Below are 9,726 nucleotides of genomic sequence, written 5' to 3' on the forward strand. Positions count from 1 at the left end.
AACGAACAAGAGTTCAAGGGGTGCGGGTAGCGCCGGGTTCTGCCATCGGAACGGGAAAAGGCAGATCGGTGACCTTGGGGTAAAAAGGCCAGGCGCCGTCCTTGAACACCACGTCATGGGTTTCCCGGTGATTGGTGGCGTTAGAGATACGGGGACCGTTCTTCTGGATGCAATGGCCCTTGGGGTCATAAAAACGGTCCCGAAGGATCTTGGCCAAGAATTGGTGGGTGGGCCCCTTCTTGCGCTCATAGGCCCCGAAGGTACGAAAATCCGAATGGGCCTTCTCCAGGGTCCCATCCTCGCGGAAGTAATAAGTGACCCTTTGGACCCACTCCTTCGTCGGTGTCTTGATCTCCATCTCGACCGATCTTATCCGTTTCCCATCCCCATAGGTCCAGGCCTCACGCCAAAAACCCCTTGGATGGGTCTTTTCACCCGTTTCCCTCGACCCAAAGGTGACCCAATGGGCCTCCCCGCCCTCTTCCTCCACCTCGGCCCAGTAGGTGACGGTCAAGCCCCCGCCCTTCACCTGGGCGTCGATCTCCCGGCAAGAACGGTTGATGTCGGAAAGGACCTTGGCATCGTTGGGCTTTTTGGCGAGAACAGGGGTCTGGAGAAAAAAAGAAAAAAAGAGGACCCAGGAGAACAAAAGGAAGGAAGTGGATCGGAGAGATCGTAGGGACACGCAAGTCCTTTGGGGATAGGGTCAAGGCTACCGGAACCGGACCGCTCGGGCCTCAGGTCTCGCTTTCAGAACCGCCTTCCAGGATCTCCATGGTCAACTCCGCGAAACCCTCCGGAAGGATGCCCTTCTCTTGGAACTGGAGGTAGGAGCGTTTCCAGGTGGGATGGCGCTCGAGGTAACGGCGGTCTTCCGGGCCCAGGCCCTGCAGCCATTCCCGGAATTTCCTGGGATCCGCCACTTAAGGCTGGTCCTGGGGCCGATTATAAGGGTTCCCATCCCAATCGAACAATTCAAAGGAACCGTCCTCGAGGATGAGCATGATCTGCATGGGCCTGCCGGATCCGGGCAATGAGAACTTCACTTCCTTGACATGGGAGGCCAGGTAGACGGGTTTATTGTCAGAACCATCCTGGTCGGTGTCGTAAAGGAAAGCGTCTTCCCCAAAGACCTTCACCGTACGGTCCCCGTTACGGCTCTTGAAATCCACCTCGGAAGCCTGGGCCGAGGGTGCTTCCACCTCGCCAGAAGAAGAAGGGACATAATCCCCATCGTGATAGACGTAGACCACATTCACGCGATAGGGATCGTTCCACCACCAATAACCGTCGTTCCAATAACACCAGCGGGAATAGGTGGGATCATACCACCACCAGTAATTGTCGTACCAACGGGCCCAGAAACAGCTCCCATGCCAATACCAGCCGTACCAGTGGTAACCCCAGGGGTCGTAGTAATGACAGTAGGAATTCCCATTCCACGTGTGCCAGTAGTAATGGTTGGCCATGGTCTCGTGGGTGTTATAGACGTTGATCTGGGCGAGAAAAGCCTTGTTCGAGCTGAAGGTTTTCATATGGCTCTGGATGACGGCCGCATTGGTCTTTTTCGGCATCAGGAGGCTCGCCTTCAGGGACTGACCCTTGGGACCAACGCTCGGGGGAGTGAACCGTGAATGGACCGCGTCCGTCCTCAGGAATTGGTCATGACGGGGGGATTCGGCGGGTATCCGTTTGATGCCGATCTCCTTCATCTGGGGGGAGATCTCATGGCGGATGAGTCCAACGCTGTTCGGGCGGACCCCGACCTTCCGCGGTTCCTCTTTCCGGACACCCTCTTGCTGGGGCCGACGATTCGTGCCTTCATTGAAGTGGTGAAGGGTCGCCTCGTTCCGCCCTTCCTCCCGCACGGTCCCGATCCGGTCCTCCTTGCTTTCCGTTCTTACCCGGACCCCACGCTCCCCCTTCACCGAAGGGACCGTCTTTTCGGTCCTTGGTTCCCTTTTCACCTCACTGCGTTCTTGGGCCGGTTTTTCCTTCTCGTCGTCCGACCGGGGAACCGCCCGGTCCCCACCCTGGTCACGGGAAGCCCCCCAGGATTTCCCTTCGGAGCGGTCGTTCCCAAAGCCCTCATGGCGTCTATCTTCCTGGGCGGCCAAGGACGAAAAAAGGGAAACGGTCAAAAGAGCTGCGAAGATGGGGCTTCTTACCATGGTCTCACCTCGGGATTCATCGTTACGGTTCTTGTCCTATCTTTAAGACGCGTTACCCCGCCGGAAGGTTTCTCAAGGGGCGGTCCAAATGGGTCCATTTTATTAAATAGACCAGGATCGGTGGGGAATATGGGCTTGCTCATCCTTCCCGTAAAAGCCCGCAAAAAGGTCCTTTTCGTTGTAAAAAAAAAAGCCCCGGTTCCCTTACGGGACCGGGGCTTTCAACGCCGTTCCTATCACTGACGGCCTTGGACCAACTTGTCCACGACCCCCGGGTCGGCCAGGGTCGTTGTGTCCCCCAAATTCCCGGTGTCGTTCTCCGCGATCTTGCGGAGGATCCGACGCATGATCTTGCCGCTTCGGGTCTTGGGCAACCCCTCGGCGAACTGGATCTTGTCCGGTTGGGCGATGGGCCCGATCTCCTTGCGTACATGCTGGACCAGTTCCTTCTTGATGTCGTCGCTGGCCGCCACCCCTTCCTTGAGCGTCACATAAGCGTAAAGGGCCTGCCCCTTGATGTCGTGGGGATAGCCCACGACCGCGGCCTCCGAGACCTTGGAAAAGGAGACCAGCGCGCTTTCCACCTCGGCGGTCCCGATCCGGTGCCCGGAAATATTGACCACGTCGTCCACGCGGCCCAGGAGCCAATAGTCCCCGTCCTGGTCGATCCGGCAACCGTCGCCGGTGAAATACATGTCGTTGAAGGTGGAGAAATAGGTGTTGATGAACCGCTCGTGGTCCCCCCAGGTGGTGCGCATCATCCCGGGCCAGGGTTTCTTGATACAAAGCTTGCCGCCCTCGTTCGGCCCGCAGACCGAACTGTCGTCCCGCAGGATCACCGGTTCAACGCCGAAAAAAGGCCTTGAGGCGCTGCCCGGTTTCAAGGTATGGGCCCCGGGGATGGGGGTGATCATGAAGCCCCCCGTCTCGGTCTGCCACCAGGTGTCCACGATGGGACAGCGGCCCCGTCCCACATTTCGGTGGTACCAAAGCCACGCCTCGGGGTTGATGGGTTCCCCGACGGACCCCAGGATCCTGAGCGAACCCAGGTCGTACTTCCTGGGCCAATCCTCCCCCTCGCGCATCAGGGCCCGGATGGCCGTCGGTGCCGTGTAGAAGACCTGGACCTTGTGCTTGGACACCACCTGCCAGAAACGGCCCGGATCGGGATAATTGGGAACGCCTTCAAACATTAAGGTGGTGGCCCCGTTGGCCAAGGGACCATAGACGATATAGCTGTGTCCGGTGACCCAGCCGATGTCGGCGGTGCACCAATAGATCTCGCCCGGATGGTAATCGAAGACATAGCGGTGGGTCATCTTGACCCAAAGCAGGTACCCGGCCGTCGTGTGAAGGACCCCTTTGGGCTTGCCCGTGGAACCGGACGTATAAAGGATGAAAAGCGGGTCCTCGGCCTTCATGGGCTCGGCTTGGTGGGCCGGGGAAGCCTTGGCCATCTCCTCATGCCACCAATGGTCCCGTCCTGCGACCATGTTCACAGCTCCATCACCCCGTTTGAAGACGATGACATTCTTGACCGTCGGGCAGTCCTTAAGGGCCTCGTCCACGATGTTCTTCAGGGGAATGATGCGGCCCGCCCGGAAACCCACGTCGGCGGTGAGGACGGCCACGTTGTCCGAGTCCTGGATGCGGCTTTTGAGGGATTCGGCCGAGAATCCCCCGAAGACCACCGAATGAATGGCCCCGACCCGGGCGCAGGCCAAAAGCGCCACCGCCGCCTCCGGCACCATGGGCATATAGATACAGACCCGGTCGCCTTTCCGGATCCCTTTGGAGAGCAGGACATTGGAGAATTGGCAGACCAGTTGGTGTAGCTCTTTATAGGTTATCTTCCGGACTTCCTCATCCTTCTCACCCTGCCAAAGGATGGCCGTCTTGGTTTCCAAAGGGGTCCCTAAATGACGGTCCAGACAGTTCTCGGAAACGTTCAGCTCCCCATCGGCGAACCAGGTGTGCTGGATCACCCGTTTCTTGGTGTCCCAGGTATATTCGAGGGTCTTGGTGGGTTTCTTGGCCCAGACCAATTCCTGGAGGGCTTGCTCCATCCAGAAAGCGTGGGGCTCTTGGACGGATCGGTCGTACATTTGCTGGTATTGGGCCATGGAGCCGATGTAGGCCCGCTCGGAGAGCTCGGGGGGAGGGGGGAAGGTCTGGGAATCCTTTTGCAGGGACGTTATGGATTGGTCTTGCGGAGACATTTTTCCTCCTTAAAATGGGGTGCAAGCCTCTTCATCGATCGTTGTTCCCAAGGGATTATAAGCCAGTTCCCTTTTCGTGCGACCCGCGCTGAAAACAATATCAGGCGGGAATGGGCACGAATCCCAGGATTTTGCTAAAGCGATAGGAGAATATGAAAATCCTCATTGCCCCCGATAAGTTCAAAGGTGTCTCGACCGCCCAAGAGATCGCTGAAATGTTGCGGAACCAGATCCAAAAACACCTGCCGGAAGCGACCCTCCGGCTCTGCCCCGTGGCCGACGGCGGCGAAGGCACCCTCACCTCGATCATCTACCTGCTCAAGGGCAAGACCCTTTCCACCACCGTGAACGACCCCCTCATGCGTTTCAAGCAGGCCCAATACGGGATCGCCCAACTCCCGGAGAAGGACACGGCCATCATCGAAATGGCCCAGGCCTCCGGCCTTTTCCGCCTGGCTCCGGAGGAACGGAACCCCCTGGAAACCACCAGTTACGGAACGGGTGAGATCGTTTCCGAAGCGGTCAAGAAACACGGGATCCGGCACCTGAAGATCTCGCTGGGTGGCAGCGCCACCATCGACGGAGGGTTGGGCTTCCTGCAGGCCCTCGGCGCCACCTTCAAATCCAAGACCACCCTGCCCCCCAACGGCCTGGCCGGAAAGCATCTTTCCAACATCCTTTCCATCGACTTGGAGCCGGTCCGTCAGTTGCTCAAGGGCATCCAGATCGTGGGCCTGGTGGACGTCCAAGTCCCCCTCCTGGGCGACCACGGGGCCGCCCGCTTCTTCGGGCCCCTCAAGGGAGGGACCCAGCAGGCGGTCGAGGAGCTGGAAAAGGGGCTGGATTCCTTCGAGGCGGTCCTTTCCAAGGCCTCGGGCATCCTTCTGAAGAACCAGAAAGGCTCCGGGGCCGCGGGCGGCATGGGCATGGCCCTTTTGGCCTTGGGGGCCCAATTGGAAAGCGGGTTCGATTTCGTGGCCCAGACCCTGAAGCTCGAGGACCAAATGAAGGGTTGCGACCTGGTGATCACCGGTGAAGGCTTGATGGATAATTCGAGCCGGGAAGGCAAGGCGCCCGTCGCCGTGGCCCAGATGGCCAAGAGGCTGGGGATCCCCTGCATCGCCATCGTCGGGGCCGTCGCCCCGAACCTGGGATGGCTGAAGGATGTGGGCCTGCATCGTGTTTATCCGCTCTTCGACAGTCCCATTGTCGGGGAGGAACCCCGGAAACTGGAGGTCCCGGCCAAGGTCGCCGAGATCATCCAATTCCTTTTCTCCAAGAAACAGACGATCCCCTCCTGATCAGAGGATCCGGACCAAGACCTCTCCCAGCCAGATCCCGAGCCCCAGGCTCACAAACGCTCCGACGGGGACCAAAAACCGGCCCGGTGATCCGATCCCCTTTCCGGCCTTCCGTGGATAAAAGATCTGTCCGCCCCAACCATCCACCAAGCAAGAGCAATGGGGGCAAAGATAGGTCACCCAGTTCCCGAAACTCGCGGATACGGGAAGGAATCGGAAGGTCCTTTTCTCATAGCATTGGGGGCAACGGAATTCCCGCAATCCCGGAAGGATCCACACGAGGGTACCCGGCCAAAAAATGCGTATATATAGGAAGAGGACCGATTTCCCCAGAACGGCCAGGAACCTTTGGTCCGGGGCGGACCCCATGAACCAGTCCAGGTAGGCCTGAAAACCCCGGACCATCAGGAATATCCCCAAGGTCCAGAAAAAAACCTTCAAGAAATGAGCCCCCATTTTCCTCGGGGACGGGCCCCAAAAACCCCTTTCCCCTTCCTCAAGGCAATGGGCCCCCAGGAACCAGGACAAGGTCCCGACGCAATAACCCACCGGCATCCGAAGCCATTGAGGCCCTGTCTTTTTACGGGGTTTTCCATCAGGAGCGGCCTTGGGGTGATCCATGATCGAAATCATCCCAAAAATGCCCGGGAAGGGCGAGTACTATTTGCGCCTGAGATGGATCAGTGGATGACCTGGACCTTCAAGATCTTCCGGCCCATCAAACCTTTGCCCGAGTGGAGGTCCAGCACCGCCAGGTAGGTCCCGCTGGCCAGGACCGGGTTGGTCATATCCCAAAGGACCTTGTCGGGCGTGCCCGGCTGGCTTTGGAGCGTCTTCACCAATTCCCCGGCGATGGTATAGATCTGAACGTCCGTCTCGGTCAATTGACCGCTCTGGTCGGACACCAGGAACCAGGCCTGGTTCGTCTGGGCCACATGGACCGGGTTGGGGGCCAGCACCACGCTGTTCGCCGGGCTGCTCCCGTCGTTGTTCACCCGCACGGGCATGATGATCTGTTGGCCCGGTTGGTTCTGTTGGGCCGAGGTGATCTCCAGGAAATAGGTCCCCGAGGTGAGGTAGCTCCCGTTATCGCCGACACCGTTCCAGGTGAAACTGCGGCCCGATCCCAGGGTGATGGTCAGGTTGTTGGAAACCCCCGGCAGATAGGATTCGACAAGGGTCGGCGTGGAAAGTTTCGCCTCGCCCACGTTGAAGTCGGCGGGCTGGAGCGCGGCCGAGGGCCCGCCCCCGAAATAGTTGATGATCTCGGCTTCCGTGAAATGCTTCACGATCTCGCCCGCCTCGTTGTAGACCGCGATCTCCAAGGTGCTGCGGGAGATGTTCACGATGACGCTCTTGGTGATCGTCGAGGTGACCCCATAAGGGTCCACGCTGTCGATCTTGATCAGGTAAGTCCCATTGGTCACCTTGCCGCCTGCCCCGCCGGTGGCGTCCCAAGTCCCCACCATGACCCCGCTGTAAAGGAAGGTCGCCGCCTGGGAATCGGTCGTGATGACCCCGTTCTCGATGGTGAAGTCGGTGATCGGGGTCCCGGTCTCGAAATTGGCCAGGTTCTGGATCAATTCACCCGATTGGTTGTAGACCGACAGATGGACCACATAGGAACCCTGGACCGTGACTGAGTTGGACGCGCAAGCGGACCCGCCCGAATAGGCCAGACAGGCCTTATTGTCCAGGGTCGTGACCTTGTCGTTGGCGGAGACCAGGGAAGCCTGGACCTGATAGGTCACCGACACCGAGGCCCCGGGAATGACCGAGGGGATGGTCCAGGTCAAGGTATTGGCCACTGGATCATAGACGCCCCCGTTGGAAGCCGAGTTGGCCTGGTAGGTCATTTGGGTCAAGGGCGGCAGTACATCGGTCAGGACCGCGCCGAAGACCGTCGAGGACCCCAGGTTCGAATAGGTCAGGGTATAGGTGACCATGTCCAACGGCTTGATGGTCTTGGCCGAGGCGGTCTTGATCAAACTCAGGTAGGGCGTGGCCGTCGGGGTCGGCGTGAAGGTGAAGGTGAAGGTCGGTGTCAGGGTCGCCGTGTTCGTGGGCGTGTGCGTCGCCGTGAAGGTCGGCGTTGCCGTGTAGGTATAGGTGGGTGTGTCGGTGCTGGTAGGCGTTGGGGTCGGGGTGAAGCTGTTGGTCGGGGTCGCCGAAGCCGTGCTGGTGGCCGTTCGGGTGGGTGTCGAGGTGGAAGTGGAAGTCGGGGTGTCTGTGGCGGTTCGGGTGGCCGTCGAGCTGGACGTCCAGGTGGCTGTATGGGTCGGGGTGGCGCTGGCCGTGGAGGTGGCGGTCGAAGTGGCGGTCCGGGTCGCGGTCGCCGTATCGGTCGGGGTCGCGGTCGGTGTGGAAGTGGCCGTATCGGTCGGGGTCCGGGTCGCCGTAGCGGTGTTCGTCGATGTAGCTGTCATGGTCGGGGTTCCAGAAGCGGTGGAAGTGGCCGTTTCCGTGGCCGTATCCGTGGAGGTGCGGGTCGCCGTAGCGGTCGCCGAGTCGGTCGCCGTGGCGCTCTCGGTGGCCGTTGCCGTATCGGTCGCCGTCAGGGTGGGGGTGTAGGTCGTCGTCGCCGTCGCCGAATCGGTAGCCGTAGCGCTTTCCGTGGCGGTCGGGGTATGGGTGGCCGTATCGGTCGGGGTACGGGTGGCCGTAGGAGTGCCCGTATCGGTCGCCGTATTCGTGGGCGTCCGCGTGGCCGTGTCGGTCCCGGTATCCGTGGCGGTCGCACTGGGCGTCGGGGTCCCCGTGTCCGTGGCGGTGTTGGTCGGCGTACGGGTCGTCGTCGCCGTCGCCGAATCGGTGGCCGTGTTCGTCGCCGTGCGCGTCGGCGTATCCGTCGCCGTATCGGTCGCCGTCATCGACGTCGTGTTCGTCGCGGTCCTGGTGGCCGTATCCGTCGCCGTATCCGTGGGCGTCCGGGTCGCGGTGCGGGTCGCCGTATCCGTCGCCGTGTTGCTGGGTGTGCTCGTCGCCGTCACGGTCGCCGTATTCGTCGGGGTCGAGGAAGGCGTCGGGGTCCCCGTGTCCGTGGCGGTGTTGGTCGGCGTACGGGTCGTCGTCGCCGTCGCCGAATCGGTGGCCGTATTCGTCGCCGTGCGCGTCGGCGTATCCGTCGCCGTATCGGTCGCCGTCATCGACGTCGTGTTCGTCGCGGTCCTGGTGGCCGTATCCGTCGCCGTGTCCGTGGGCGTCCGGGTCGCGGTACGGGTCGCCGTATCGGTCGCCGTGTTGCTTGCAGTGTGCGTGGCCGTCACGGTCGCCGTATTCGTCGGGGTCGAGGAAGCCGTGTTCGTTGCCGTCGAGGTCGCCGTGTCTGTGGCGGTCTTAGTGGCAGTACTTGTCACGGTGTTGGTGGCCGTCGGCGAAGCGGTATTGGTCGCCGTCGAGGTCGCCGTGTCCGTGGCGGTCCGAGTGGCAGTACTTGTCGCGGTGTTGGTGGCCGTCGGCGAAGCGGTATTGGTCGCCGTCGAGGTCACCGTGTCCGTGGCGGTCCGGGTGGCAGTGCTGGTCGCGGTATTAGTGGCGGTGGCGGAGGCCGTGTTGGTCGCCGTCGGGGTGGCTGTATTGGTGGCCGTTGGCGAAGCCGTTTTCGTCGCCGTCGAGGTCGCCGTGTCTGTGGCGGTCTTAGTGGCAGTGCTGGTCGCGGTATTAGTCGCGGTGGCGGAGGCCGTGTTGGTCGCCGTCGAGGTCGCCGTGTCCGTGGCGGTCCGAGTGGCAGTGCTGGTCGCCGTGTTCGTGGCGGTGGCAGAGGCTGTGTTGGTCGCCGTCGGGGTCGCCGTGTCCGTGGCGGTTCGGGTGGCCGTGCTGGTCGCGGTGTTGGTGGCAGTGGAAGAGGCCGTGTTCGTTGCCGTTGAGGTCGCCGTATTGGTCGCAGTAGAAGAGGCCGTGTTGGTCGCCGTCGGGGTGGCCGTGTCTGTGGCGGTCTTAGTGGCAGTGCTGGTCGCGGTATTAGTCGCGGTGGCGGAGGCCGTGTTGGTCGCCGTCGAGGTCGCCGTGTCCGTGGCGGTCCGAGTGGCAGTGCTG

7 protein-coding genes are annotated in these 9,726 nt (G+C 61.1%); 1 reads left to right on the top strand and 6 read right to left on the bottom strand.

Translation table 11 applies throughout. The annotated features are described in order from the left end of the window. Positions 1–13: 13 nt before the first annotated feature. The 4 genes from VHE12_06945 to acs all read right to left on the bottom strand — a co-directional run bounded on the left by VHE12_06945 (position 14) and on the right by acs (position 4,390). A complete protein-coding gene (locus tag VHE12_06945; GenBank protein HVZ80529.1) occupies positions 14–685 on the bottom strand; it encodes a hypothetical protein in 672 nt (223 codons plus the stop codon). 52 nt (positions 686–737) lie between these two features. Then, entirely contained in the window at positions 738–923 is a 186-nt protein-coding gene (locus VHE12_06950) for a hypothetical protein (GenBank protein ID HVZ80530.1), read from the bottom strand. Then, entirely contained in the window at positions 924–2,171 is a 1,248-nt protein-coding gene (locus VHE12_06955) for a hypothetical protein (GenBank protein ID HVZ80531.1), read from the bottom strand. It abuts the gene before it with no gap. 236 nt (positions 2,172–2,407) lie between these two features. Next, positions 2,408–4,390 (bottom strand): acetate--CoA ligase, encoded by a 1,983-nt coding sequence (gene acs, locus VHE12_06960; GenBank protein HVZ80532.1) that lies wholly within the window; start codon positions 4,388–4,390, stop codon positions 2,408–2,410. A 152-nt stretch (positions 4,391–4,542) separates the two neighbouring features. Here acs and VHE12_06965 point away from each other — a divergent pair, with 152 nt between their 5' ends. Continuing rightward, the gene (locus tag VHE12_06965; GenBank protein HVZ80533.1) at positions 4,543–5,691 is read left to right on the top strand and encodes a glycerate kinase; all 1,149 of its coding nucleotides are present in this window, start codon (positions 4,543–4,545) and stop codon (positions 5,689–5,691) included. Here the strand turns inward: VHE12_06965 and VHE12_06970 are convergent, their stop codons facing one another. Both VHE12_06970 and VHE12_06975 read right to left on the bottom strand, forming a co-directional pair. Continuing rightward, positions 5,692–6,312 (bottom strand): hypothetical protein, encoded by a 621-nt coding sequence (locus VHE12_06970; protein ID HVZ80534.1) that lies wholly within the window; start codon positions 6,310–6,312, stop codon positions 5,692–5,694. It abuts the gene before it with no gap. 59 nt (positions 6,313–6,371) lie between these two features. After that, on the bottom strand, positions 6,372–9,726 hold a 3,355-nt coding region (locus VHE12_06975; protein ID HVZ80535.1), incomplete at its 5' end, for a hypothetical protein.

It is taken from the genome of bacterium (assembly GCA_035549195.1).
Classification (GTDB): Bacteria; Oederibacteriota; Muellerivitia; order Muellerivitales; family Muellerivitaceae; genus DASZRK01.

Coding starts and splice junctions, on each gene's coding strand:
- VHE12_06955 (HVZ80531.1), bottom strand. CDS start 2,171: ATGGTAAGAAGCCCCATCTTCGCAGCTCTTTTGACCGTTTCCCTTTTT.
- acs (HVZ80532.1), bottom strand. CDS start 4,390: ATGTCTCCGCAAGACCAATCCATAACGTCCCTGCAAAAGGATTCCCAG.
- VHE12_06965 (HVZ80533.1), top strand. CDS start 4,543: ATGAAAATCCTCATTGCCCCCGATAAGTTCAAAGGTGTCTCGACCGCC.
- VHE12_06970 (HVZ80534.1), bottom strand. CDS start 6,312: ATGGATCACCCCAAGGCCGCTCCTGATGGAAAACCCCGTAAAAAGACA.